Annotated in this window: 26 protein-coding genes; 11 read left to right on the top strand and 15 right to left on the bottom strand. The window is 47.6% G+C overall.

Annotated features, from left to right (window positions below):
- The first annotated feature begins 24 nt into the window (after positions 1–24).
- On the top strand, positions 25–870 hold the full coding sequence (locus OCH80_RS05410) for a helix-turn-helix domain-containing protein (protein WP_404538661.1): 846 nt from the start codon (positions 25–27) through the stop codon (positions 868–870).
- A 41-nt stretch (positions 871–911) separates the two neighbouring features.
- Here OCH80_RS05410 and OCH80_RS05405 read toward each other — a convergent pair whose 3' ends face one another.
- Together OCH80_RS05405 and OCH80_RS05400 are read right to left on the bottom strand one after the other, a co-directional pair.
- Positions 912–1,388 (bottom strand): hypothetical protein, encoded by a 477-nt coding sequence (locus OCH80_RS05405; protein ID WP_302188487.1) that lies wholly within the window; start codon positions 1,386–1,388, stop codon positions 912–914.
- A gap of 145 nt (positions 1,389–1,533) precedes the next feature.
- The gene (locus tag OCH80_RS05400) at positions 1,534–2,376 is read right to left on the bottom strand and encodes an aldo/keto reductase (RefSeq protein WP_404538658.1); all 843 of its coding nucleotides are present in this window, start codon (positions 2,374–2,376) and stop codon (positions 1,534–1,536) included.
- 178 nt (positions 2,377–2,554) lie between these two features.
- Here OCH80_RS05400 and nagB point away from each other — a divergent pair, with 178 nt between their 5' ends.
- The 4 genes from nagB to OCH80_RS05380 all read left to right on the top strand — a co-directional run bounded on the left by nagB (position 2,555) and on the right by OCH80_RS05380 (position 5,237).
- On the top strand, positions 2,555–3,259 hold the full coding sequence (nagB, locus tag OCH80_RS05395; protein WP_404538655.1) for a glucosamine-6-phosphate deaminase: 705 nt from the start codon (positions 2,555–2,557) through the stop codon (positions 3,257–3,259).
- Positions 3,260–3,332: 73 nt separating this feature from the next.
- Positions 3,333–3,578 (top strand): hypothetical protein, encoded by a 246-nt coding sequence (locus tag OCH80_RS05390; RefSeq protein WP_302188485.1) that lies wholly within the window; start codon positions 3,333–3,335, stop codon positions 3,576–3,578.
- Positions 3,575–3,976: a type II toxin-antitoxin system death-on-curing family toxin gene (locus OCH80_RS05385; protein WP_404538651.1), complete on the top strand. Its 402-nt coding sequence runs from the start codon at positions 3,575–3,577 to the stop codon at positions 3,974–3,976. Before OCH80_RS05390 ends, OCH80_RS05385 begins: the two co-directional genes overlap by 4 nt.
- Positions 3,977–4,388: 412 nt before the next feature.
- Complete coding sequence (locus OCH80_RS05380) at positions 4,389–5,237, top strand: helix-turn-helix domain-containing protein (protein WP_404538648.1); 849 nt, start codon at positions 4,389–4,391, stop codon at positions 5,235–5,237.
- Between the two features lie 13 nt (positions 5,238–5,250).
- Here OCH80_RS05380 and OCH80_RS05375 read toward each other — a convergent pair whose 3' ends face one another.
- From OCH80_RS05375 to OCH80_RS05350, 6 genes are all read right to left on the bottom strand, one after another.
- On the bottom strand, positions 5,251–6,855 hold the full coding sequence (locus tag OCH80_RS05375; protein WP_404538645.1) for an ATP-binding cassette domain-containing protein: 1,605 nt from the start codon (positions 6,853–6,855) through the stop codon (positions 5,251–5,253).
- A gap of 14 nt (positions 6,856–6,869) precedes the next feature.
- Positions 6,870–7,880: a YcaO-like family protein gene (locus tag OCH80_RS05370; protein WP_404538642.1), complete on the bottom strand. Its 1,011-nt coding sequence runs from the start codon at positions 7,878–7,880 to the stop codon at positions 6,870–6,872.
- A gap of 279 nt (positions 7,881–8,159) precedes the next feature.
- Complete coding sequence (locus OCH80_RS05365; RefSeq protein WP_404538639.1) at positions 8,160–8,375, bottom strand: hypothetical protein; 216 nt, start codon at positions 8,373–8,375, stop codon at positions 8,160–8,162.
- A 239-nt stretch (positions 8,376–8,614) separates the two neighbouring features.
- Entirely contained in the window at positions 8,615–9,268 is a 654-nt protein-coding gene (locus OCH80_RS05360) for an ABC transporter ATP-binding protein (protein ID WP_404538636.1), read from the bottom strand.
- A 1-nt stretch (position 9,269) separates the two neighbouring features.
- Positions 9,270–9,491, bottom strand: a complete 222-nt coding sequence (locus OCH80_RS05355; protein WP_404538633.1) for a hypothetical protein — start codon at positions 9,489–9,491, stop codon at positions 9,270–9,272.
- A gap of 25 nt (positions 9,492–9,516) precedes the next feature.
- Complete coding sequence (locus OCH80_RS05350) at positions 9,517–9,840, bottom strand: hypothetical protein (protein WP_404538630.1); 324 nt, start codon at positions 9,838–9,840, stop codon at positions 9,517–9,519.
- Positions 9,841–10,392: 552 nt separating this feature from the next.
- On the opposite strand from OCH80_RS05350, the gene OCH80_RS05345 reads away from it, so the two are divergent.
- From OCH80_RS05345 to OCH80_RS05325, 5 genes are all read left to right on the top strand, one after another.
- Positions 10,393–11,040, top strand: coding sequence for a deoxynucleoside kinase (locus OCH80_RS05345; RefSeq protein WP_404538627.1), 648 nt, complete (start codon positions 10,393–10,395; stop codon positions 11,038–11,040).
- 17 nt (positions 11,041–11,057) lie between these two features.
- The gene (locus tag OCH80_RS05340; protein WP_404538624.1) at positions 11,058–11,756 is read left to right on the top strand and encodes a deoxynucleoside kinase; all 699 of its coding nucleotides are present in this window, start codon (positions 11,058–11,060) and stop codon (positions 11,754–11,756) included.
- 289 nt (positions 11,757–12,045) lie between these two features.
- Positions 12,046–13,506: an ABC transporter substrate-binding protein/permease gene (locus tag OCH80_RS05335; RefSeq protein WP_302188481.1), complete on the top strand. Its 1,461-nt coding sequence runs from the start codon at positions 12,046–12,048 to the stop codon at positions 13,504–13,506.
- 20 nt (positions 13,507–13,526) lie between these two features.
- Complete coding sequence (locus tag OCH80_RS05330; protein ID WP_404538620.1) at positions 13,527–14,282, top strand: amino acid ABC transporter ATP-binding protein; 756 nt, start codon at positions 13,527–13,529, stop codon at positions 14,280–14,282.
- A 306-nt stretch (positions 14,283–14,588) separates the two neighbouring features.
- Entirely contained in the window at positions 14,589–15,902 is a 1,314-nt protein-coding gene (locus OCH80_RS05325; protein ID WP_404538617.1) for an NCS2 family permease, read from the top strand.
- Between the two features lie 68 nt (positions 15,903–15,970).
- On the opposite strand, the gene OCH80_RS05320 is transcribed toward OCH80_RS05325, so the two are convergent.
- The 6 genes from OCH80_RS05320 to OCH80_RS05295 form a co-directional block, all read right to left on the bottom strand.
- A complete protein-coding gene (locus tag OCH80_RS05320) occupies positions 15,971–17,506 on the bottom strand; it encodes a ClC family H(+)/Cl(-) exchange transporter (protein WP_404538614.1) in 1,536 nt (511 codons plus the stop codon).
- Between the two features lie 64 nt (positions 17,507–17,570).
- Positions 17,571–18,173: a LytR/AlgR family response regulator transcription factor gene (locus OCH80_RS05315; RefSeq protein ID WP_404538611.1), complete on the bottom strand. Its 603-nt coding sequence runs from the start codon at positions 18,171–18,173 to the stop codon at positions 17,571–17,573.
- A gap of 122 nt (positions 18,174–18,295) precedes the next feature.
- On the bottom strand, positions 18,296–20,776 hold the full coding sequence (lanKC, locus tag OCH80_RS05310) for a class III lanthionine synthetase LanKC (protein ID WP_404538608.1): 2,481 nt from the start codon (positions 20,774–20,776) through the stop codon (positions 18,296–18,298).
- An 8-nt stretch (positions 20,777–20,784) separates the two neighbouring features.
- Positions 20,785–22,461: an ABC transporter ATP-binding protein gene (locus OCH80_RS05305; RefSeq protein ID WP_404538605.1), complete on the bottom strand. Its 1,677-nt coding sequence runs from the start codon at positions 22,459–22,461 to the stop codon at positions 20,785–20,787.
- Between the two features lie 16 nt (positions 22,462–22,477).
- Positions 22,478–22,600: a hypothetical protein gene (locus OCH80_RS05300; protein ID WP_404538602.1), complete on the bottom strand. Its 123-nt coding sequence runs from the start codon at positions 22,598–22,600 to the stop codon at positions 22,478–22,480.
- Positions 22,601–22,772: 172 nt separating this feature from the next.
- The gene (locus OCH80_RS05295; protein ID WP_404538599.1) at positions 22,773–23,456 is read right to left on the bottom strand and encodes a zinc metalloproteinase; all 684 of its coding nucleotides are present in this window, start codon (positions 23,454–23,456) and stop codon (positions 22,773–22,775) included.
- Between the two features lie 224 nt (positions 23,457–23,680).
- On the opposite strand from OCH80_RS05295, the gene OCH80_RS05290 reads away from it, so the two are divergent.
- Entirely contained in the window at positions 23,681–25,363 is a 1,683-nt protein-coding gene (locus OCH80_RS05290) for a hypothetical protein (RefSeq protein ID WP_404538596.1), read from the top strand.
- Positions 25,364–25,418: 55 nt separating this feature from the next.
- Here the strand turns inward: OCH80_RS05290 and OCH80_RS05285 are convergent, their stop codons facing one another.
- Complete coding sequence (locus OCH80_RS05285; protein ID WP_404538593.1) at positions 25,419–25,955, bottom strand: hypothetical protein; 537 nt, start codon at positions 25,953–25,955, stop codon at positions 25,419–25,421.
- Positions 25,956–26,064 lie beyond the last annotated feature (109 nt).

The following is a 26,064-nucleotide window of genomic DNA, read 5'->3' as shown; positions in this document are numbered from 1 at the left end:
CCCTAATTTTATTTTGGAGGAAAGATGACAGCAATAAACTTCAAGCAAATTAGACAGATGCAGGGACTGACTTTGAAAGAAGCAGCAAGCGGCATCTGCTCTATTCAGATGCTGTCCCGGTGGGAAAACGGTACTGGCAATATGGACTTTGAAAAGACGCTCAAATTGCTTGAAAGGGTGAGCATCACTAGTTCAGAATACGTTCACCTGGCCAACTTAGACGATACTGATCAACTATCAGCTGAATTGCAGAAGGTATGGGAGCAAAAGGATCATACTCTAATTAAAAGAATCGCCCGGAATAGCTTGCAGGAATTCCATCTGACTTCAGATAACTTAGCCTTAAACTACGGATCAATTGCTTGCGGCCTTTATCATCGTTTAACAAAAGTCAATTTACTGGAGATTGATGAACAAAACGCGCTTAATAAAGAGCTATCTGAGATTACGGTCTGGGGACAAGAAAATATTTCCCTGTTCTTTAACACCATTCAAGTGCTCAGTCCCAAAATGATATTTCAAATTTCTGCCCAATTAATTGAAAATTTGGATTTTACTAAGCAAGCAGGGTCGGATACTTTTTACTTTGCCACGACCACTTTATTTGAAGCCGTCATCGCCTTGCTTATCAGTGACAATTCTACCTATGCCGCGAACATCTTAAGGCAGTTGAACCACTTTGATTTTCCTCAGCGCGAAACAATGTTGGTCATTGGCCGGAAATTTTTAAATAGTTTGATAGACTGGCAAGAGCCGCAAAACGAACAAAACATTTTAAAAATCATCGATTTTCTGCTCGATATGGGACTGACAATGCAGGCCAAAAATTTCTTGCAAGTCTACAAAGCCGTTCGAAAGGTCAAAAACTAAAGCAAACGAAAAGCCTTACTTCACACGGAGCAAGGCTTTTTTCAGATCTTAAACAATAAAGTAATCAGCAGGCGCAAAAGCACAAAGGCCGCGAAGACCCAGACGCTTTCTTTGATCCCGTCTAAGTAGCGGCGCTGGTAAAGGGTCATCCAAACAGCTGCCGCAAAGAGCAGAACAAGGGACCCAGCCGCCAGCCAGCTGCCGGGCCAGTAGATCAAGTGGATCACGAGCAGGATAGCCAGGTAGGGCCAGGACCGTTTCAACCGCAACAGGGCACACTGCTTCCGGCTTGGATGCCGGGTGAGCAGGAAGGGCTCAATCCCTGCCAAGTCCAAACGCGGCAGCATGACGCTGACCCAGTCAAAGAAGAGCAGGTTCCACGTCAGGACCTGGTCTCGGACGGAATAAGTACAAAATCCCGTATTCACCAAATCCAGGGCACTCCCCTTTAATTCAAAGAAATGCTTTCTGGCCAAAAGCAAAATTGCCGCCGTCAAAGCAGCATAAATAACATACACTATCTTTCTCTTTTTCATGCAGCTTGCACTCTTTTCCAATAAGCTTCTTACAACCTGCATTATAGTGTGCTATTAAGCCGCTGTCAGCTTTTATCCGGATATTTAGCAATTTTAACTAAATTTTTGCTGGCTGTATGCACAAAAATTAAATACTCTCCAAAGGCTGCTTGCTCTTCGGTGGCAGGTAATCCCGGTCCAAGGCGGCCAGTTCACCGGCGGTCAAGGCCAGGTCAGCAGCTGCCAGGTTGGCCCGCATGTGGGCAACTGAACTGGCTTTGGGAATGGTCAATACCTGCCCGGTCCGCATGGTCCAGGCCAGCATGACTTGGTGGACGGACACGCCCCGCTCGTCAGCGATCCGCTTTAAGCTGGCTTTAACGGGGATAGATTGCCCGTTGCCTGAGTTAAAGGGCGAATAGCCAATAAAAGCAATGCCGTGCTGCTTTTGCCAAGGCAGGAGGTCATATTCAACGCCCCGCTTGTCGAGATTGTAGAGGTCTTCATTGGCAAAAACGGCCCCTTCCCCGGCGATATCTACCAGCTCCTGCATATCAGCCGTGTCAAAGTTGGAGACGCCCCAGTGACGGATCAGGCCGGCAGCTTGCAAATCCTGCAGGCCCTTGACGGTTTCTGCTAAAGGATAGTCGCTCTTCCAGTGCAAAAGATACAAGTCCAGATAGTCTGTCCCTAGCCGCTTTAAGCTGGCGGCCAGGCTTTTTTTCTGGTCATCAGGACTGGCATGCCAGGGGTAGAACTTGGAAATAAGGAAGAGCTGGCTCCGGTCCAGGTCCTTGATGGCTTCGCCAACCAGGCTTTCAGCCCGCCCTTCCCCATACATTTCAGCGGTATCGATTACGTTGACGCCGGATGCCAAGCCGCATCTTATAGCCTCGATTTCTGCATCCCGCTTTTCGGCTTTTTCCCCCATATTCCAGGTGCCCAGGCCCAGCTGGCTCAATTTTTCCCCTTTGACGGTCATGTATTTCATGAGATTCCCTCCCTTTTTTCTTCCTTCTAAGCATAGTACAAGGAAGGCAACTTTTTGAAAAAAGACACTCAGAATTTATCAAGATTTATTGGTCTATACCTTGACAAAAAATCTCCGCGGTCCTAAAATGGACTATACCAATATGAGTAAGCAAAAAAATCAAGGAGTCGTGATCAAGATGAAAGTTATCGTTGTGAAAAACGCCAGTGAATTAGGCAAGCAGGCCTTTGACCTTTTGGCAAAGGCGGTTGACGAAGGGGCTAAGACCTTGGGCTTGGCAACCGGGTCTTCACCGGTTGAGCTCTACCAGGAGATGGTGGCCAGCCAGCTCGACTTCAGTCAAATGACCAGCGTCAACTTGGATGAATACGTTGGTCTCAGCCCGGAAAACCCGCAGAGCTACCACTACTTCATGAACCAGCATCTCTTCCAGTACAAGCCATTCAAGTGCTCCTACCTGCCAGACGGCCAGGCAAAAGACATCCAGGCAGAGTGCGGCCGCTACAACCAGATTTTGGCAGACAACCCGGTCGACTTGCAGGTCTTAGGGATCGGGCAGAACGGGCACATCGCCTTCAACGAACCGGGGACGCCGTTTGACAGCGTGACTCATGAAGTTGTTTTGACGGAAAGCACGATCAAGGCCAACGCCCGCTTCTTCGACAGCATTGATGAGGTGCCAAAGAGCGCCATCTGCATGGGGATTGCCAATATCATGGCGGCTAAGGAGATCATCCTTTTGGCCAAGGGGGAAAGCAAGGCTAAAGCTATTAAGGCCATGGTTGAAGGGGCAGTGACCACGGATGTCCCAGCCAGCGTCCTGCAAAAGCACCCGAACGTTACGGTGATTGCCGACCAGGCAGCAGCGAGCTTGCTTAAATAAGAAGTAAAACAAGAGGCTAGTTAATTTACTTCGTAATTACAAAATACTAAAATGTAATTACGAGGTGATGGCAATGCAACATTCAATTGGGACGTCTAAACTGTTTAAATCCGGAAATTCGTATGGTTTTAGAGTGACAAAGCATGATAAGGAATTATTGTCTGCCAACGCTGGAGACGTTTTTGATAAAGAAATATCTCCCGATGGTCAAACAATTACTTTTAAAAAGAGGAAAAAGGTTAGTCCTGAAACACTTGCTTTAATTGATAAACTGTTTGACGAAAATCGCGAATTGATGGAGCGGCTGAAAGACGAATGAAATACTTAAGCGCTGAAGAGATAGTAGCGGTTAATAAACGAGTTCTAGAAAGACTGGGGCAAAAAGCAACAGGCTTGCAATACCCTCAAGGTTTGTCTGTCGTAGTTGAGCAACCTCAGATGGTTGTTTTTGGCACAGAACTTTACCCGACTATTTGGCTGAAAGCTGCCTACATCATGCAAAAAATAACCAAGAAATATATTTTTGAGGATGGAAATAAACGCACGGCGTACATTAGTACGCTCTTATTTCTCCACAGAAATGGCTACCAATTAAGATTAACTACAGATGAAGCTGAAGCTCTGATCTTACAAATAACATTGTCAGACGATACTGAAGACGAAATGAAGAAAATTGCAACAGTTCTGGAAAGAAACAGCCTGGCTATTATTGATTGACCCGGTTTAAAGATTGTAGATTAAGAACAATGATGGTATAACATATAAAAAATACCGCTGACTTACATAACATTGGAAGTGATGAAAATGCCTTGGTTTACAATCATGACGGTCATCGTAGTCGTTTTAGCAGTCTTCGGCCTAATTGCTTTGGCCAAGTATCTGATCAACTACTCTAAAAAAGGCCGCTAAACAGCATACGCAAAAGGATCTGCCTCAACAGAAGGCAGATCCTTTTAGTTTATGTTTATCAAATGATCCCCGTATTGACTTATACACGATATCGTTTATACTATTTAAACAAATAATTGGTGATAGTTGCCAATACTTCAGAACCAACAACGATAATCGGCGTGCCTAACAACACTTTAATAATTAACTTCTTACACATCTCTATTTCTCCATACTATTAATGATAGGTCAAATCTTTAAACAACTTCGTAAAAGTAAACATCTTACCCTTTCGGCGGTTGCCCATGACATTATTTCAATTTCACAACTGTCTCGCTGGGAAAACGGTACGGTAGATATTCCTCTTAACATCTTCTTAGCTTTGCTTGCTAGAATTAATGTCTCCCCACGAGAATTTCTCTCAATGACAGCTATTGAGGATGGCAGGAACAACAGTTTTTTTAATCAATTGGCTATCCTGTATCGTCAAAAGCAAAGTGATAAAGTCTATCAACTTTTTTTAGAAAACATTGCAAGCTATCATCGAAATAATAATGTTGATCATCTCTTTCAAGCTGCCGCCACAGCAAATATTTTCTACGACTTAACTAAGAAAAACTGTTTCTCGGCTAAAGACAAAGCTGCCTTAGTCAGTGCTTTAACTTCTAGTGAGCATTGGAACTTGCAGACTATTCGTGCGCTAGGCAATTCTGTTTTTATTTTGCCGGTAGAGCTAGTATTTGATTTAAGCAACAAATTGCTCAATGACTTAAACTATCTTCATAATCTAAACTTCGAGCTTTATCTTGATGCTTGGGTCACTATTATAAACAGTGACCTTATCCTAATAATCAAAAATTTTGGCCTAGCCCAAAAATTATTTAAAAACATTAAAAAAATAGCTCTCCCACCGCTTTTATCATCAATCAAGATCAGAATCAGCTTCCTAGAATTACTCATCGAGTATAAAGTCAATCATGATTCTCATGCACTCCAGTCTTTTCTGGATGCATTGGAGTTAATTGGCATGGCAGATCTTAAAGATGATCTATTGTCTGAATGGGCTTTGATAGACGACACCCTCATCTAAAAAAACTATTTTCTCATTTAAGCCGCAAGCCCTCTTTAGTCAATTCGTAAACCGTTACATCGTATTTTCTAATTAGACTGGCTGAGTAATAGTGCGCCACTTCGACAACTGTAGCCGGCAATTGATATATCAGCTCATGAATCAAATCAGCATTTTCCTGATCCAGACTAGATGTTGCTTCATCAAACAAAAATAACTGTTTATGGCGCAATAATCCGCGGGCCATCGCCAACCGTTGCGCTTGTCCGCCTGACAAGTTTGCTCCATCTTCTGCAACTGATACGTCCAAAATGTTTTGACCAAGTTCCTTTTTCAAGCCCACCTTATCCAAAACTTCCAGCATTTCGTTATCTTCGTATTTCTGCCCTAAAGACAAATTTTCCCGTATACTTCCTTGAAAAGTCCATACCTTTTGCGAAATATAAGCAAAATCACCTGGCTTTAGCCGTTCGCCAGCGAAAAGTACCTGCCCTTCAGATAAAGGGAGTTGTCCAATCATGGCCTGTAATAAGGTTGATTTGCCGATCCCAGACGGACCTGCCAGAACAATTTTATCGCCCCTAGAAACGCTTAAATTGATATGACTAAAGATTTCTTCTCCTTTTCTTTTCACCGAAATATCGATCAATTTCAAATCACCACTCCTATTATCTGCAGATACTGAATCTTTCATAGAATTTGATGTCTTTTCAATCGATCTGATTGATTCTGTCCCAGAAATTTCAGCATGGTCGTATGCAACTTCTCTGACACTGCCTACTACTCGGTCAGCCGTTAATGACAGGGTAACGATGGTGCTGATGGTAATTCCAAACAACCCTTTATTTACAAATACCAGCCCGATCAAAATCGGCAACAACAGGGTAACAACTGCAACTAAACCAGCAAGTGTCTGAATTAGAAATTGCAATTGATTTAGTTTAAAATACGCTCTCTCTTCGTTTGCTAAATCATTACTAAACTTCTTCAGAAATCTTTTCTTTGCACCATAATAATATATGTCAAATCGGCCTCTAAAAATGTCTGTCACAGAAGCCAGTAAAGTTGTGTTTTTTTGAGACCAATCTTCTGTTTTCTGTGATAAGGCCTTCTTGCCAAAATAACTCGGCAAAAAAGAGATAAAAGACAGTATGAGATATATCGTGCCCAAAACAAAGTTCGTCTTAAGGACTAAAAAAGTTGAAGTAATCCCAAGAAGTATTGCTTGTATCATATAGAAGATGGGTACGAAGTATTGCTGCTCTATTTGCTTAGATAATGATGCTACTTTATTGACTGCTTCTGAACTAGAGCTATTTTCATCGGCCAGTGCTTTGTTCAAATCCGTTTCAAAAAAAGTCCGTTTCAACTTAATGTTCATTAGTTTTACTGCATGTTGCTGTAAAACTAAATAGCAATAGCTTGAAAAGTACACTACAACAAAAGCCATCAAAGATGAACCGACAAACTTTAAAATTGCGGTTAAATCATGATAGTCAACCTTCACTAAATATCCGAAAACAAGCCCGTTAATCACGCCTTCAAAAGATGCCAGCAATCCTGACAGGAACAAACCTATTTTTGTTCTTGCAGGAATGGTTTCCCACAGCCATTTTAATCCAATCTTTTCCTTGCTCACCTGAACACCTCCTGCTACTCAAATGGCGTTCCTTGATACCTATTGCGGAGATCTATATTCTCCGCAGTAGCAAAATCACTAGATATAAACGGAACGTACACGTTAGATACCAATGGCTGAAGCTCGAGACAAACAACTTTTACTACCGTGCCATTGCCTATTTTTCTTATTATTGTAAAAAATTCATACCTGCTTGGCAACAGAGTCGTATCTGCTTCTGGACTAAACTCTGTCATCCTTTTCCCCCCAATACAGCTATTTGCTATTTTGCGGAGTATGTCACCGTTCTTTTTTAAATATCGATCTTCATTTATCCCCTGCAGCACATACCAATTAGTTCCCCGATGATACTGTATTGCTTCAAGCACCGAGTGGTCTAACGCTCTTCTCAATATGTAATTAGCAGCAAAGCCGACTGAAACCTTAGGGAATCTTTTCGTTCTTATAATCGTCATACAGACATATGAGCCATCTTTTTTTGGATCATTTATTAAGAACGAATCGACACCTTCAACTGTGGGGGACAACATAATATCTCGATGAAGCTGAACATCTAATATCCGAATAATACTCTTGTTTCCAAACCACCATTTCATTTTTTGGTCGTTCTCATATACTTCAGATATTCCTTTAGCGACAGCTTTAAAAATGTCTGTATCATAAGCATAGCCATTAGAATTAGACCAATGAATTTCTTCAATATTTTTGGTATTTACCAAATTCTTGAAATACACTAAATCCGCTGGAACTTGTACGTTGACGTCTTTTGAAAAAAAGCCTAAATAGTTTTTAACTGGATGCATCATGGTAAAGCCAGTAAATGCTTGTCTTTCATACCACAATGTATCTGTAACATTCTCACCAACGGCTAACAATCTATGCTCTTGTGTCTGAACTAATTTGTTACGCTTAATCATTGGATTAAGCATTCCACTTTCTTCCCAAAATTCATTTCTTACTGATTTTTTTGCACGTGTTGAGTCAATATCAGTTGCTGCTGGACGAAAGCTTAAAGTCTGATCCATTGTATAGGTTTCACTATAATCTATGCCGAATTTTGGAACTCGCAAGGGTAACATTATTATTTCACTAAATTCTCTTCAGAGATTTTTCTTCCACTTGCTCCATTTTCAAAGTAACTTCGCTGTACTTTTTTAATAATAGCAAGGTCTCTGATATCCCTTCTGCTAACCGTTGTGTAAGCTACGTAATTTCGTTATATCTAATATACGTATGGAGCTCACCATCTTTTAAATGTTCAATTACCTTATTATCACTGTACTCATACGATAATTTTTCTAAGTCTAGCAAGTGGCTTTGCTGATCAGTGCACTCGATCTTTCTGTATCTTTTTGCTCTAAGAACATCAGCTCTTCAACAAGAGCATTAGCATGTGAGAACATCTCAATGTATCTAAAGACGTTTTTTACAACGTGTGCATATTCTAAACGATATTCTTCTTGGTCATCCTCACTCACACGGCAAGCCATCTTGCCAGGTCTACAATTAATTCCACCCATTTTCTGTCCTCTTTTCTAATTAACATTTTTTCGAGTAGTTACGCATGATTTTACCATCTTTCCTTTTAGTTTTTTCTCATTTTTGCGTATATGCAAAAAATGGCACCTCTTTTTGCTCGAACATATTCTAACTGTCAAAATATTCCCTTTAGTAAGATAAAAGAAATTGTTCTAAGCATATACGAAAGGATCTGCCTCAACAGAAGGCAGATCCTTTTAGTTTATGCAATTGTAGTCCATCAGACAAACTTTTCCAGATCAATCACCCGGTCAGCTTGAGCAGCTTCCGCGAGATTGTGGGTAACCAGCACGACTGTCTTGCCCTGCTGGCTTCTCAAATCCAGCAATTGCTTAAAAGCGGCCTGAGCCCGCTTGGCGTCCAGCGCTCCCATCGGTTCATCCGCCAGAACGATCTCCCCAGGCTTCAAAATTGCCCGGGCCAAAGCGCAGCGCTGCTGCTCACCACCTGACAAGGTCTGCACCTTGCTCTGCTTGACCTTGCTTAAATCCAGGCTTGCCAGGACCTGGTCAATCTCTTTCTGCTTTTCCCTCTCGCTTTTCTTGACAAAAGCCATGGCCAAGAGCAAGTTTTCCTCTACTGTCTTGGTTTGAATCAAAGCAAAAGATTGAAAAAGATAGTTCAGTTGCTGACGCCGCAATTTGGTTGCCTGCCGGCTGTTGATCTTAGGCACCGGCTTGCCCAAAAGCTTGATCTCCCCCTGGTCAACTGCTTCAAGCAAGCCCAGCATGTTGAGCAGGGTCGACTTGCCTGAACCTGACGGGCCCACGATCGCTATGAATTCGCCACGTTCAACCGCGAAACTGACATCCTTAAAAATCGTCCACTGCCCGTACTTTTTGCCTAAATGACTGACCTCAATAACTTTTGTCATACTACTCCCCCTTAAACAATTCAACGACGTCATTGAAAGAATCCTTGATCACATACAGATAGAAAAGGCTCAACTGCAGCAGGCAGATCAGCGGAAGAAGAAACAGGCCAACCTTGCTTCTCAATACTCCCGCGGCAAAAATTTGCCCAGCTCCTGTCAGCAAGATCACTCCAAGTGGCAAAGCATACAGCTGGCGCGGGCTGAAGCCGAGAAACTTCTTCACGGCTATTTCCTCCCGGTTGAGCTGCTTATAAATCATAACCAGGATCAACAAGAGCAGAAGCAAAAGGATCAGCAGAATTGCCAAAGCCGCGCCAAACATGACAACCGTCTGCCACAGGCTCTTCTGCAGCCCGTCTATAAGAAACACTGACAAAACTGGGCTTGTTATCACTGAGATTGAAACGGGTCAACAGGGCCAGGCTCGTGTATCTCTCCCGCGTCTTTTGGTCAGCAAACTTTAAATAGCCATTCATCCCGCTGGCAAAAAGCCCCCCGATCTCAACATATGTCATGTTTTCTGGAACTGCCAGATAGACGACGGGATTCCGGCTCTGGTAAGGTTCTTTCACATTATTGTTCCACGTGAAACCTCCCCCTGCTCCTGGTAGGTCACAAAAAAGAACTTTCGCTTTTTGACAAAAGCCATCTGCAGGTCACCGCTGCTGACCCCAGTCTGCGCGTCCTCTTTGAGGAAAGTCTCAAGAGCCCGGCGCTCGCGGCTGGTCATGCTTTGCGATATAAAATAGACCCGGCTTTGGCGGCTTTTAAGGCAGCTTGACTGACTTTAAAGGAAATATGCCGCAGGTAGCTGGGCGAAGCCGTCAGAATCGTCACTGGTTTAAGCGGCAAGCTCTTATAGCTCTCGTTTGCACAGCTGGAAGGCTGTTCAAATGGACAGTGCAGGTCATCTGGTCAGACAAATAATCCTGCCACTGGTCCACGTATTTTTCACCCATGTAGAAATACAAAGTCGCCATTTTACTCTTTTTCCCTCCTCCAGGCATATTATTCCTACATCATAAAAAATCTTTTTGGATAAAAATCTTGCCAACCCACTAGATCTTGCAATAAACTAGTATGGCAACTTATATCTAGTATCATTTTTAGCCAAAAGAAAGAGCGTGATCACCGTTATTGTCTTGAGTGGCCCAATTGGAGCCGGCAAATCCAGTTTAACCAAAATCTTAGCCAAGCATCTTGGCACACATGCATACTACGAAGAGGTCAATGATAACCCTGTCCTGCCCCTGTACTACAAGGACATGAAGCGCTACACCTTCCTGCTCAACACTTATTTCCTTAATAAGCGGCTGGAAGAAATCAACGCGGCGGCAGGCAGCCGCAATGACGTGCTCGATCGCTCAATCTACGAAGACTTGCTCTTCTTTAACATGAACGTCGACAACGGGGTTGCTGACCCAACTGAATATCAGATCTACCACGACCTGATGGACAACATGATGGAAGACGTGCCAGGCAATCCGCGCAAGAAGCCGGACCTCCTGATCTACATCCATGTCTCCCTTGATACCATGCTCAGGCGAATCAACAAGCGGGGCCGCTCATACGAGCAGCTTGACTCTGATCCAGGCCTGAAGGAGTACTACCAGAACCTCCTGCGCTACTATGAGCCATGGTATGAACAATACGACGTATCGCCAAAGATTGCAATCGATGGCGACAAGTTCGACTTTGTCGACAACCAAGACGATCAGGACTTCGTTTTGGACATGATCGACAGCAAGCTGCGCGAAATCGGCAATTTGTAATTGATAGAAGGAACGTGATGACCGTTATTGTATTAAGTGGGCCCGTTGGAGCCGGCAAATCCAGCTTAACTTCAATTTTGTCAAAATATCTGGGCACTAAGCCCTTCTATGAGAGCGTTGATGACAACCCAGTCCTGCCCTTGTTCTACAAGGATCCGCAAAAGTACACCTACCTGCTGCAGCTCTTCTTCTTGAACACCCGCTTCCACAGCATCAAGAAGGCGCTGAGCGACGACAACAATGTCCTGGACCGGTCAATTTACGAAGACTCCCTCTTCTTCCACATGAATGCCGACATCGGCCGTGCCAACAAGCTGGAAATCCAGACTTACGACGAGCTGCTCGACTCCATGATGAAGGAACTAGACCGGATGCCGAAGAAGCATCCTGACCTCTTGGTGCACATCCATGTTTCATACGAAACAATGATCAACCGCATCCAGAAGCGGGGCCGGTCATATGAACAATTGACTTTCGACCCCGGCCTTGAAGACTACTACAAGCGAATGCTGCGCTACTACCATCAATGGTATGAAGACTACGACTATTCACCTAAGATGGTCTTGGATGGCGACAAGTACGATTTCATGGCCAGCCAAAGCGACCGGGAGGAAGTCCTGGCCGAAATCACCGCTAAGCTCAAGCAGATGGGCAAGCTGCCGAAGGACTGGCAAGCGGGTGAAATTGCCAGAAAGGCCATCGAGATCGGCCAATAAGCCAACAGCAAAAGAAGTCATTATTTCCCAGGAAATGATGGCTTTTTTGCTTGGCCCGGAAAAATTAAATAACGTATTTCTCCTTATTTGCTTAGAAAAGTCAACGCTGTAATGAACTAATTAAGGCAAAAGCCTGTTTTGGCTTTATTATCTTAAGTGTATCCGCTGTCTTTTCTCAGCTTTTTCTCACAATGCTGATAAGTCATAGTCCAAAGCATGTTACAATAGTTATTAACTTATTCTAAAAAGGCTTAAAAAGATATCAAAATGATTAAGGGTGATTTATTTTATGAGATTCGCAAAAATTAAGCAAATGCTGCTGATCCCATTTGCAGCACTTCTGATGCTGGTCGCGCTGGCTATGCCTGGCCAAGCGCAAGCCGCCAGCAAGAAGACCTACATTATCGGGACCGACCAGACCTTCGAGCCATTTGAAATTCAAGACAAGAAGGGAACCTACAATGGCAAAAAGCCGGGGATTGACATTGAAATCCTCCGGGAAATCGCCAAGCACGAGGGCTTCAAGTACGAACTGAAGATCATGTCCTTCAACGCCGACGTCCAGGCTCTGCAGTCTGGCCAAATCGACGGGATGATCGCCGGGATGTCCGTTACTGAAGAAAGAAAGAAGACGATCGACTTCAGTGACTCCTACTACAACGATGGCGTGGTGCTCGCGGTTGCCAAGGACTCCAAGATTAAGGGCCTGAAGGACCTGAAAGGGAAGACGGTCAACGTCAAGACCGGGACCACCGGCTCCCTGTTCGCGGAATCAATCCGCAAGAAGTACGGCTTCAAACTGAAGTACTACAGCAGCTCCAACACCTCTTGGGCTGACGTAAAGGCCGGCAACGCCGATGCCGCTATCGATGACGGTCCGGCCCTGCGCTACGGGATTGCCAACGGGACTGGCCTGAAGATCGTCGGCAAGCAGATGTCCAACACTCCTTTGGCCTTCGGCGTTAAGAAGGGCCACAACAAGGAACTCTTGGCCATGTTCAACCACGGCCTGCGCTGGCTGAAGAAGACTGGCCGCTTGCAAAAGATCGTCAACAAGTACACTGGCAAGAAGGCCGTTAAGAGCCAAGTCGTAGCTGACACTTCAATCATGGGCCTGCTTAAGGCCAACGCCAGTGCTTTGGGTGACGGGCTTTGGATGACGGTCAAGCTGTCAATCGTCGGGATCATCTTCGCCATGCTCTTCGGTCTGGTTCTGGGGATCATGGGGATTGCTGAACACAAATTCTGGCACGGCGTTGCCAACGTCATCATCTACATCTTCCGTGGGATTCCAATGATGGTTTTGGCCTTCTTTATTTACATCGGCATGCCAACCGTTATCGGCCACAAGATTCCCCTCTTCACTGCCGGGGTCTTGACCCTGATGCTGGACGAAGGGGCCTACATTGGCGCGATCGTCCGCGGGGGCTTTGAATCCGTTGATATTGGCCAGTGGGAAGCAGCCCGGTCACTGGGTCTGCCATACTACAAGGCCCTGTGGAAGGTCGTTGCCCCACAAGGCTTCAAGCTGATGATTCCTTCCCTGGTCAACCAATTCATCATCACGCTGAAGGATACCTCAATTCTTTCAGCCATCGGCGTCATGGAACTGACCCAAACTGGGAACACCTTGATCGCGCAAAACTTCCAAGGCTTCAAGATGTGGCTGATTATCGCCGTAATGTACCTGGTAATCATCACCGTTTTGACCTGGATCTCAAACTACGTCCACAAGAAGATGAAGATTTAGGAAGGGGAACTATCTGAACTATGGTAGAAAAGCAAGAACAATTCAAGGTTCAAGTCAAGGACTTGCACAAGAGCTATGACGGCGTTCATGAAGTCATCAAGGGCGCCAGCCTGGACGTCGCGCCAAGCGAAGTCGTCTGCATCATCGGTCCGTCTGGTTCAGGCAAGAGTACCTTCCTGCGCTGCATCAACAAGCTGGAAGACTTCCAAGACGGCCACATCTACTTGGATGGCGTTGACCTGGCTGACCCAAAGGTCGACATCAACAAAATGCGGGAAAAGATCGGCATGGTCTTCCAGCACTTCAACCTTTTCCCAAACATGACGGTGTTGGAGAACATCACCCTGGCTCCAACCCAATTGGGCAAGGAAGACAAGCAGACGGCCATCGCTGAAGCCCACAAGTACCTCAAGCTGGTCAACATGGACGACAAGGCTGACGTCAAGCCAAGCACCCTGTCCGGTGGTCAGCAGCAGCGGGTAGCGATTGCCCGGGCCTTGGCCATGAAGCCTGAAGTCATGCTGTTCGACGAGCCAACCTCTGCCCTTGACCCAGAAATGGTTGGGGACGTCTTGAAGGTTATGCAGAACCTGGCCAAGGAAGGGATGACCATGATCGTGGTCACCCACGAAATGGGCTTCGCCAAGCAGGTTGCCGACAAGGTAGCCTTCTTCCACAGTGGCGTCATCCAGGAAATCGGGACTCCAGAGCAAATCTTCGACCACCCGCAAAAAGAAGAAACCAAGAGCTTCTTGGACAAGGTCTTGAACGTTTAAAACTGTTTTAAAGATTGTCAAACCGGCTAGCAGCCGGTTTTTTCTTGCTCTGATTTTCTGAACGGACTTTTAAATCTTTAAAAAACAGTTTGTAAAAAACAAGAAACAGCTTAAAAAACAATTTAAAGTTGCAAGCGCTTAGCTTGGCGAGTTCAAGCGCTTTTCCCTTTTTCAAGAAAACTTTTCTTTAGTCTGCGTGACTATAATTCGTGTTTACATTTTCCCAGCCCTATGTTAAGGTATAAATATTCCCTAAGAGGAGATAATTTCCGAACGTTATTCGGATGGAGGATAAAAAAGAGTTCAATGGAATCTATTAACAAATACTTTGATTTGAAAAAGCTCGGCACCAATCCTAAGCGGGAGTTCATTGCCGGCTTGACTACTTTCTTCGCGATGTGCTACATCTTGTTCGTCAACCCTAGCGTCTTGGGCGCCAGCGGCATGGACAAGGGTGCCTTGTTCACCGCGACTGCTTTGGCCAGTGCCCTTGGCTGCTTTATCATGGGCCTTTTCGCCAACTACCCAATCGCCACTGCCCCATCTTTGGGCCTGAACGCTTTCTTTGCCTACACTGTCTGCCTGGGCATGAAGGTTAAGTGGCAAACTGCCCTGGCAGCCGTTTTCGTTGCTTCCATCATCTTCATCCTGATCACCGTCTTCAAGCTGCGGGAAATGATCGTGGACAGCATCCCTAACGACTTGAAGTTCGCCATCTCTGCCGGGATCGGCCTCTTCATCGCCTTCCTGGGCTTGCAAAACGGCAAGATCGTCGTTAACAGCGCCGCAACTCTGGTCACCATTGGTTCCTTCAAGAACCCAGCTGCCTGGGTAACCATTTTTGGCTTGATCGTAACCGTCATCTTGATGATCAGAAACGTTCCAGGGGCAATCTTCATCGGGATCGTTCTCTCATCAATCTTCAGCGTCTTGATTGGCCAAAGCCAAATGCCATCCGGCATCATTTCTCTGGCTCCAAGCCTGAAGCCAACTTTCGGCCAAGCCTTGTTCCACTTGGGCGACATCAACACCGTTCAGATGTGGACCGTTGTCTTGACCTTCCTGCTGGTAGCCTTCTTTGACACTACCGGGACCTTGATTGGTCTGGCTCACCAAGCCGGTTTGGTTGACAAGGACGGCAAGATGCCTAGAATCGGCAAGGCCATGACTGCTGACTCAACGGCCATGATGGTTGGTTCCGTGCTTGGTACTTCACCAGTCGGCGCCTATGTTGAATCTTCATCCGGCATCGCTGCCGGCGGCCGGTCAGGCTTGACTGCTGTTTGGGTTGGGATCTTCTTCCTGCTCTCAATGTTCTTTAGCCCGCTTTTGAGCGTGGTAACCACGACCGTAACTGCTCCAGCCCTGATCATCGTTGGCGTGCTGATGGCATCCAACCTGGCCAAGATTTCCTGGAACAAGCTGGAAATCGCCGTTCCTGCCTTCCTGATCATGGTTGGCATGCCTTTGACCTACTCTATCGCTGACGGGATGGCTTTGGGCCTGATCACTTACCCAATCGCCATGGCTTCAGCCAAGCGGGCCAAGGAAGTAACCCCAATGATGTGGGTTCTGGCCGTAGTCTTCGTGATCTACTTCTTGATCTTGAACCTGGCCTAGCCTATAAGCCAAAAACGTCTCAAGCGTATGATGCGCTTGAGACGTTTTTTTGCGTTTTCGATAGCTGCTTATTTTGCTTCTTGCAGGCTGGCCATCTTGTCATAGACCAAGCCCCGCTGGTTTTCATCAATTTCCAGAACCAGGAGGTCACCAGCCAAAAGCTTGGTATTGCCATCAGGGATAATGTCCTTTTGCCCCCGGTGGATGACCCGGACCAAGGTCCGGTCGGGCCAGGCGATGTCCTTGACCCGGTGGTCGGCCAACTGACTGCCCTCATAGATGGAGACGGTCAATTGGTCAGCTTCACCAACGTAGTCATTGTCTTCCTTAGTCTTCATTCTGCCAGCCAGGCTTTCATAGATCGGCACCCCGCCCAACAGTTCGTTGACGACATAAGCGGCAACTGAGACCACGGCCAAAGGCATGAGGTGCAGCAGCGACCCAACCATTTCCGCGATCAGCATGATGGCAGTAAAAGGCGAGCGGACGATGGCTGAAAAAAGCCCGGCCATGGAGAAGATGATCAGGTTGACGACCAATTTTTGGTCAAGCCAGCCAAGATCAGCCATGAAGTTGCCGTAGACTGCTCCCAGAAGTGCCCCCATGGTCAGGATTGGCAGGAAGATGCCGCCTGGCAGGCCAGAGTCATAGGACACGATTGAGAACGTGATCCGCAAGAGGAAGATCGCGGCCAAAAGGCCAGTCACGTGCAGCTTGTCCAGGCTCAGAATCAACGTGTTGCCGCCGCCTACATAATTCGGGAAGAAGTACATGATCGGCACCAGGATCGCTGCTGGGATGATCCCATGCAGCCAGCGAGGCAGAATGGCGATCTTGGCGTAGACCTTGCTGAAATTAAGCAGCCCCCATTGGTAGAGGCGGCCAATGACGCCCAAGAAGATCCCCAGCAGCAACAAGTGCCAGTATTGCAGGATTGGGAAGGTATGGTTATAGGAAATTGCCAGGACTGGCCTTTGACCAAAAATATTGGATACTACAAAGTTGGCCATGATCGCCCCAGCTAAAGCATTCAGCCATACGCGGGGCGAGAAGTTGTGAAAGACTTCTTCCACGATGAACATGGCCCCGCCAATCGGCGCTCCAAAGGCGGCAGACAAGCCGCTGGCCGCCCCAGTTGCCAAAAGGACCCGGGAGTCGGTTTTTGAGGCCTTGAAGCCACGCGCGATGCCTTGGCCTAAGGTTGATCCCAATTGAATTGATGGGCCTTCACGTCCCAGAAAGAGGCCAGAACCGATCGACAAGACGCCCCCAATAAACTTGCGCCACAAAATTGGCCACCAGTCCAGCTGCAGCTTGCCTTGCAGCTGCAGTTCAACTTCGGGAATCCCGGAGCCGCCAGCATGGGGCTGCTGCTTGACTAAGAAGCCGGCCACGATCACGCTGGCCAAGCCCCCCGCGGCTAAGAGCCATAGGAGGGCTGGATTGGCATGAGCTGCCTGGTAGCCTTTTTGCCACATGGCCAAGATCTGCCCGATCAGCCAGCGGAAGCTGCCGACAACGATGCCGGCCATTACGCCCACGACCAGGGCTTCAAATAATAAGCGCAAGTTGGATTTGCGCGTTTGTCTGTCTTTACTCTCCATAAAATGTTTGTCCACCTTTTTTGCATATAGAAAAAGCATAAACCTTTTAGGCAGACATGTAAAATCAACTTTGCTTCATAAGCTTGGCTAACCGGTAGTCATGCTCCTGCATGAGCGCCTTCATTTGCTTCTGCCGGCCAGCCGCGTATTCTTCGACATCCCCGTTCACGAAAGAGACCAGGTGGCGGCGCAGGTCGATGGCTTCAATATTGTCCGGGTTGACCAGGCAGGACTGGCTGATCTTCTCCAAGAGCGGATTTTCCTTGGCGCACTGACTGAGGCTGCCAAGGAACTGGGCTTCACCGGCCTGCTTGACGATCAAGAGCTTGTGGGGCGTCAAGGTAGTCGTGATATAGACCAGGTCGGTTAATCTGATGTTTTTGATCTGCCGGCCCACCCGATAAGAAAAAGTCAGCTGCTTAGCTAGAGAATCCTTATGCAGCTGATCCAAAGCCACTTCCACGGTTTCCACGATCCGCCGGCGCTGGGCCACGGGATCCGCGCCTTTGACGATGTAGTCGACCGGCCCCAGCCGGCGGCGGTAGGTGATGATCGACAGGTCGGCATGGCTGGTTAGAAAAATGATCTGGGCCCGGCCGTCCTGCTTTTTGATCAGTTCTGCCAGGTCAAAGCCGTTGTCCGCGTCCACTTCCTGGCCCAGTTCCACGTCTAAAAAGTAGATGCCGCCATCGACTGGGTGGCTTAAAAGGTATGCCTTGGCGTCTTGGTAATTATTTTGGCTGGCCAGGTCAAAGCGGATCTTTTCTTCATAAAGTTCATGTCATCCTCCTAAAAAAGCTGCCAGTTCTTGGTCTGGACGAGGGGCAGCCAGAGGCTGGCATCGTTTCGCGCGATTCCCTCCAACAGCAGCAAAACTCCGCTTGCTCCCGCGGCCAGGTCCATCGAGCAGCGGTAGCCGCAAGAAGCTGCCACTAAAGTCCCCTCTTCCCTTGGCAATAAATAATTGTTAATCAGGCGGATTTTTTCTCCCAGCGCCTTCTTCCGGCCCAAGGCCAGGTCTGGCAGCATTAAACCGGCATAGCCGGTAAATAAGCCGCCCATGTAGCTGCAGAAGCTGTCCATCGTTTCCGCTGCCTGCTTAATAATTTCCTGATATCTATCCTCTTTCGGCTCGTCTTTGGCAATTGCCGCCAAGACCAGGGCCAGACCAGCCGTCCCGTTTGTCAGGTAAGGCATCCGCCGGCCGTCCTCTGCCAAAAACGCATGCTGGTCCACTTGCACTAAATCTTTTTCCAGCAAGGCATCCAGTCCTGTTTTGGCTGCTTCTTTAAAGTCCTCCCGCTTTAAGAAGCAGCCAATTTTCCATAAGGCAAGAATCGCGCCTAGCCGGCCTGTCATTAGGCCATTTGCTGGCATTTTCTCATAGCCGGCCGCGATTTCTTCTCCTATTTTAATCAACTCCGGGTTTTTTGCCAGGCCTGCTTCTTTAGCCAGGGCGATTTTTGCCAGGGCGATTCCCGCGAGGCCAGACCTTAGAGACAAATCAGCGCTGGTTCCTTGGGCTGACCAGATCAACTGGCGTCCCCAGGCCTTGTCCCCCAATTCATAAATGATTCCGCCAAGGCCGGCCTTTCCGGTAAACAAACCGGCAGCAATTGTTTCATCCACGCCCTGCTTTTTCAGCCAAGCTAAGAATTTATCCTGCTCTGCCGGCTCCCCCCGTCTGGCCAAAAGCAGGCCGTAGCCCAAGGCGCCGTTGTCGACCGTCAGCCGCTGGGCTGGATCTTCTAAAAGGGGCAGGTCGCCCTTGATCAAGTTTGGACTCTGCCAGTCGGCTTTTATTCCCTGGGAAATATTTCCCCGCAGCTCCTTCAAGCTCGGCCAGATTCCTTCTTGTCTGTCATCAACTTCGTTTTCTTTCCCTAACAGGGGACACTTGGGCAAGAGCTCCTGCCGCAAGTTTTCCAAATAGTCCCCTGCTTCTTTTGAAAAATACCGGCGCAGGTTCAAGTCCTGCATCGGCCAGCTGGCTCTGGCCCGGTTGCTGATTGGCAGAAAGAGAAAGCGGATGGTCTGGTAAAGAGCATACAGGTCAGCCTGCTCATAAGTTTCAAGGGCTAAATCGCTAAAGCCGGCCGTCATGATCCCTGGATCATAAGGTGCCGTCAGTTCCGCGGCGACTTCAAAGTCGATCAGCTTGACCTCGCCATCTTCCGTAATCATGACATTCTCAGCCTGCAGGTCGCCGATCGCGACTCCTTGAGCATGTACATGGGCAACGGCTTGACGCAGCTTTTCCGCGATTTGCAGACTTTTGGCTACATAAGCGGACCGCTGGCCTGGATAAAAAGGATAATTTTCCGTCACATAGTCGTCTAAAGTCTCTCCAGGAAGGTATTCTTCAACCAGATAGGCGTGAATCCAGGCCTGAAAGTCTTCCTTGATATCTACCACTTCCGGCACATTTGCTAACTTCTTCAGCCAGCCGGCTTCTTTTTGGATCCGGCTGAAGGCGTCCTGGCCATGGCCATCCAGACCCGCGCCAGGCCGGCCTTCCTTGATCACGTAATTTTCGCCATTTTTCCGGGCCAGGTAGACCCCACCGCCATTGCTGAAGTGAAGGGCCTCCTTGATCTGGTAAGCAGTTAATCGGCTGATGTCCGCCCCTTTGACTTGAAAATTATTTCTCGCCAATTCTGCCGGTTCTTGCACAAAATCCGGCGGGCAATAGTATGGACAGCGCCGGTCCTCCAGCCAGCTGCCGTCCGGCGCCTGCAGACAATAGCGCTTTTGCCCGGCAATTTCTTTAATCATTTCCTTGAAGGCGCCGTAGCGGTAGTAAACCGGACTGGCTTGCCAGCGGCGATCGCTCAAAATATAGGGACCAGGAGCAAACTCCTTTAATAAAGCCGCTAAGTCAAAGACTGTCTGGACGAATTCTCCATCTTCTGGGTAAATGGTGATGAATTTCCCGCTAGCCGCCCGGTCGGCATACTTAGCATTTTTTAATAGCCAGGCCCGCCTGGACCTAGTCCATTTAAAGGACAGCTGATGGGTAAAGCAATAGCGGCTGACCAAGTCCAGCATCCCCTGTTCCTGCCCCAAGGCTACGGATAGATGAATCTTCCAGCCCTGCTGGGCCAAGGGCTGGGGACTGAGGCAGCAGTGCCAGTCTCCTTGGCAAAAATCTTGCCAATCTGCCGGCGGGCTGCAGGTAAATTCATGATCACTCTTTTCAGTTGCATCCAGCTCATAATAATCGCTGTCTGCCTGCAGATAAGGTTGATAATCTTGTGCTTGATAGTCCATTTTTCCTTTCACCTGCTTTCTTCCAGCGGAAGCAGCTGGTCTTCGACATAGGCCCGGTACTTCGGCAGCTGCTTGAACAGTTCTTCATGCCGACCAGCCGCTTGAACCTGACCTTGATCCAGGAAGTAGATTTTATCGGCATTGGCGATCGTCGACAAGCGGTGAGCGATGATGATGACAATCTTTTCCTGGGCAATCCGGTCGACGGCCTGGCTGACCTTGGCTTCAGACTCGGGGTCCAGGTTGGCCGTGGCTTCATCCAGGATCAGGCAAGAGGCATCCCGCAAGTAGGCCCGGGCCAGCTGCAGGCGCTGGCTTTGCCCCAGAGACAGCTTCCAGCCGCCCTCTCCCGTTTGGGTGTCCAAGTCCAGTTCCGGCCAAAGGTTGGCTGCTTGCAGGGCCTGGATCATGTCCGACCGGCTGACGGATTTTTCCAAGCCAAACAGCAAATTGTCGGCGACTGTACCGGCAAAAATATTGTTGTCCTGGGCCACCACGCTGAAGAGATCCCGCCAGGCAGGCAAGCGGCAGCTTTTGGCTTCCAGGTCGCCCAGCAGGATCTGCCCTTGATAGCCAGCTTCTAAGCGGGTTAAAAGGTTGATCAAGGTCGTCTTGCCGGCCCCAGATGGGCCAACCAAAGCGGTCTTAGCTCCCTTTTTAAAGTCCAGGGACAAGTCCCGCAAAACCGGGGTCTGGCTGCCTGGATAGGCAAAGGTCAAGTCGCGGACCTTGAGGTCAGCGGCTTCCTTAGGCAGCGCTTGACCGGGATCTGCTTCATCCGGCTGGGCCAGGATTTCACTAATGGCTTTCAGGGAGCCCCGGGCTTCGGCATAGCTCATGTAAAAGTTGCCCAAATTGTTGATTGGGGAAATGATGCCGAACATGTACATGATAAATGAGCTCAGCATCCCCAAAGACAGGCTGCCATTAGCCAGGCGCTGGCTGCCGTAGAGCAGGATCAAGAGAAAGCCAGCCAGGGTCAAGACCGTCTGCAGGGGTCCAGTCACACTGAAAACCGCGTCAGTTTTCCGGGACAGGGCAAACAAGTCCTGCAAGTCGCCGCGGAATTTTTGCAAAACGCCGGCTTGGGCATTGGTCAGCTTGATCAGCTTGATATTGACCAGGTTTTCATCCAAATCAGCAGATACCCGGCTGAGCTTGGCCTGGTTTTGGTAAGCGAAGTGCTCATTGATTTTTCCTAAAGGAAAGGCGCTGCTGGCAATCAAGGCAAAAGTCAAAACGATAACCAGAGTCATTTTGACGTCCAGGCTGAGCAGGATCCCCAGGCTGGCGGCAACCGTCAAGAGGCTGACCAAAGCGGATGGCAGGACGCTGACGGTAAAGTCCTTGACCGCTGAGCTGTCGTTCAGGACGTGGCTGAGCAGGGAGCCGCGGCTGTTTTCTTTGTAATAGTTCCAGGGCAGGCGCAGGAGCTTCTCCTGCAAAAGCAGGCGCAGGTCTCTGATCCGTTCGTCTCCGGCCAGACTGAGCAGGTACTGGCTAACGGCTTCCAAGAGGCTGGAAATAAGCAGGCAGAAGCCGATCTGGCCCAGGCTGCTTGTCCGGGAAAGCATTTTTCCTTGATCGATCGCTTGCTTTAGCAAGAGAGGGATTTTCAAGGACAAGACCGTGCCCAGGCAGCTCAGCAAGACTGCCAGGATTTGCCGGCGGTCGAGGGAAAACAAGCGGATTTTTCCAGCTTTAATCATTGCCGTGGAAGCAGATGAAGCTGTACATGTGCTGTCTTCTGCGGTGTCTTTTCTGCTTGACGCTTTTGCCGTCGCGTTCCAGGATCTTTTCCATTTCCAAAATAAAATTGAACATCGTTTTTACTCCTCATCTATTGAACTTGCAAGGCAATTGTAGGCTAAGAAGCTGGCCGTAAACGAAATCCGTCAAATTTGCCGCTTTTCGCGTCATTTTCGTCAGATAAAGGGCAAAAGAAAAAGAGCGAAGCTCACGGATGGAGTTTCGCTCTCTAGAGTTATATTCGTTTTTAGTAGTTGGTTACGGCTGCCTGGCCAACGCCGATGATCTTGAATTGGGCAGCTTGGCTGCTCTTCTTGCCAGCAGCTGAGGCAACGACCTTGAAGTTCCCCTTCTTGCCCTTCAGTGACTTGGCTGAGAAGAAGACCTTTTGCTTGTCCTTAGTCAGCTTGGTCTTCTTGACCAGCTTGTTCTTGTAGTAGAAGTTCAAGGTCGTCTTCTTCTTGGCGTCGGTCGTGAAGGTCAGCCCCTTCTTGGACCGGTTAGCCTTGAGCAGGGTTGGCTTAGCGGCAGCGTAGCTGTCCTTGGTCAAAGCGTAAGCCTTGGTTACCGCCTTTCCCTCGGCGTTTAAGCCGGTAAGAGTGAAGTCCTTGTAGCCGGTGAACTTGACGGTCGTCTTGAATTGGCCCTTCTTGGTCACCTTAGCTGGCTTGAGTGCCTTGGCATTGTAGCTGACAGCCACCTTGCTTGCACCCTTGGCCTTGCCAGTGATCGTCAATGACTTGGTCTTGGCATTGTAGCTGGTCTTAACGGCAGTGACGGCTGATTTAGCCGGAGTGTAGTTCACAACCGTTACGATGTCAGCGGGATCATCATTGTCCGCGGCATTGACTTGCTTTTCACCAATGACTGTCAACATTCCCAAGGCTAAAGCAGCCGTTGAAACTGAAGCTAAAATCTTATTTCTTTTCATGTTTCCCTCCTAAAAAGCATTAATCAACTTACTCTGTCATTGTAGACCTAGGAGGAGTTCTCTAACGAAAAACGTCATATTTGGCTTATTTCGCATCATATTTATTTGTATTTGCCAACAAAACAGGAATCCATATGTTCCAGATCCAGAGTCGGTGAAACCGCTTCCTAAAAACGGTATAATTTACAGTAGAATGCAGTGTGTGTAATTTCGGAGGTTTTGCCATGAAAAAGAAAGGTATGATTATCGCTTTTGCCTTCTTAGGTCTGTTGATCCTGGCTGCCTGCTCGCAAACGGAAAACGCGGATAAGAAGAAAAACACGATCAAGGTTGCCAGCATGACTTCAATCACAGATAAGAAGGGCAATGGTCTGGAAAAGTACCGCGGAAAGAGCGCGCGCCTGTTTTTTGACGAGAAAGCCAAAACCGTCAAATACTACGGCATTCGCTACGTTAAAACATCCCGCAACAACATAAAAGCTTACTACAACATTGGCCATGGCGGCTATGTCCCGGCAGACTCTGCCATTTTGATCGACGGCAAGCCGGCAATTGCCTTGAACAGCAACAGCTACGTCTACAATTCAAAGCTGAAAAGGACTGGCAAGATGTACAAAGTCTACCAGCCTCTGATCTATGCTGGAAAAGTTAAATACAGCAGCAAAGAAAGCAAGAAGGACAAGTGGTCCTACTATAGCGGCAATACAAAGAAGCCGTATGCGATCCCTAAAGTTTACAAGAAAAAGTACCTAAAAATTGGGAAAAACCGCTATATCAAAGCCGTTAACGTTTTCTCTATAAGAAGAGAAAAGTTGACCGTCAAAGGACCGATCACGGCTACGGTTAAACAGAATATGTATTCCTTTGACTCCCGCTTATATGAGACCAACCATCTCTACAAGAAAGGGCAGAAGGTTAAGCTGGATAAGTGTATCAGTGCCGGAAATGGCGATAATATTCTTTTCTACTACCGCATTGCCAAGACTCACGAATACCTCTTTTGGGGTGGTACGGATTATTGGGATGAAACATACGAAGCTAGTACCTTCTTCGATGACAGCAAGCTGAAAGTCAAGCAGCACATGGATGCTGGCGACTTTTTGCCAGGCAAGACTGAATATGCTGTAGCCAAAGACAGAAAAGCTAAGAAGCTGCAGACTTACGATCTGACCGGGACTGCCATCAAAGGCAAGAAGATTTTAAACTTATTTGTTCACGTGGATGGGCAAGCTTACCTGCTCAACCCAAAAACTAAGAAGATTGAGCTCTTCTACCACCTGCAAGACCAGCACCTGATCGGCGAGTTCTTCTGGTATGAAACTCAAGCAGACGACGAAGAATTCAAGGCAACTGATCAATACAATGGCTTCTTAAAGGCCAGCGAATTTAAGAAAGCAAAGCTGCCGACCATCATTTCCAAGAAGGCTGCCAAGACAAGCGACCAGCCGGCCAGCGCGAGCCAGCTGGCAGCCTTGAAGACGGAAATCGCCAAGGCTGAAGCCGTCCAGAAGAAGACGATCTACAAGCTGTCATCTTCCTACCGCCGTGACTACCTGGACTACGCGCTCAGCAACGCGCAAAAGGCACTTTCCGGCAATAAGGGTGAGGTAACTTTTGCCAAATGGCTCCTGGCCAACTCTGAGACCTACCTCAACGGGAAAAAGGCCCCAGTCACTAACATTAACAAGCTCAGCAAGGTTGAGTACGAACGCGTGTGGAGAATCGTCTCGGATGCAACGCCAAATGGCTACATCCCGGCCGTTTACTACAAGCGGGCAGATGGCACTTGGCACAGAAGATACAGTTACACTTGGAACAACAAAAACTGCAAATTCGTTTATGTCAGCCTGACGACCAAAGAGAAGAAGTTCTTGAAGATCAGCGACTTCGCGAAGAACAGCAAATAATAGTTTACAGATGAAAAGCAGTCAACTTTTTGGAAGCTGACTGCTTTTTACTCGCTTATTTTTCCTTTAAGCCCGATATTTTGCCGGAATCAAGCTTTGCCACTTTGGTCAAGCTGCTCTTGTACTGATAAAGGCTACCATCATCTGAAAGACCGGCATTGTATTTTAGAAAGACATAGTAGTCATCGCCAAGCTTAAACAGGCTCAGCATCGCGATAGCGTGCTTGCTTCTCTTGGCGATCAGCTTAGTTAGCTTGACCCAGTTTTCGTCAGAAGAGACCTGTTTGTTTTTCCTCAGTGCTTTCTCGTTTACCGTTAGGTAAATATTGTTTTTCTTGTCCGTATGATCCACAAAAACTTGTGGATCTACTTCAATCGGCTTAACAAACTGCTTGTTTTGGCTGGACCTGCTTTTTTCGACCTTCCCGTTATCATAGATGGTCGCGAAGCTAGTTCCAGAGCCATCGTCAGCCGTTATTTTGGCTTCCAAAATCGCGCTAGCGTTGTTGTCGGCGTGCTTTAACAGCAACAATGTCCCAAGCAGCAGAACGACAATTAAGCCAGAAATAATCGTTGCTCTCTTTTTGTTCATATGTTTCTACCTTAAATTTGTCCTTTATAATAATATACTTAAACTTCCCACTTGCAAAAGTGGGCTCGTACCTTGAAAATTCAATAGTTTAGCCAACAAAAAAGCACAA

It is taken from the genome of Lactobacillus sp. 23-2 (assembly GCF_044902225.1).
Taxonomy (GTDB): Bacteria; Bacillota; Bacilli; order Lactobacillales; family Lactobacillaceae; genus Lactobacillus; species Lactobacillus absianus.
Note: the sequence above shows the minus strand (reverse complement) of the source record. Positions and strands in the feature narration are given on the sequence as shown.